Annotated in this window: 1 pseudogene; it reads right to left on the bottom strand. The window is 73.1% G+C overall.

The window, feature by feature from the left end:
* Window positions 1–308 (bottom strand): annotated as a pseudogene (locus KSO97_RS17565) (malto-oligosyltrehalose synthase); the annotation flags it as partial.

Raw genomic sequence — 308 nt, 5'->3', positions numbered from 1 at the left:
GTCAGCGCGATCAGCTTCGCCGCCAGGGCGTTGGACCGTCCGGGATCGGCTACCACGGCTCGCAGGCCGTCCAGCACCGCGCGGACGACGGCGTCGTCGAACGCCGCATCCACGGCACCGCGCACACGCGCCTCGAAGTCGGCGTCGGGGGAGGTCCACGTCGTGTGCTCGCCTGCCTCCCGCATCGCCTCCGGCGCGTAGGCGCGCAGACGATCACGCAACGTGGTGTCGTCGTCGTCCCACGCGCCGAGTACGGCCTGCCAGAGCACCAACGCGGCCGACTCGGGGAGCGGGGTCAGGCGCTGGAG

This window comes from Nocardioides sp. R-C-SC26 (assembly GCF_021246465.1).
GTDB lineage: Bacteria > Actinomycetota > Actinomycetes > Propionibacteriales > Nocardioidaceae > Nocardioides.
Note: the sequence above shows the minus strand (reverse complement) of the source record. Positions and strands in the feature narration are given on the sequence as shown.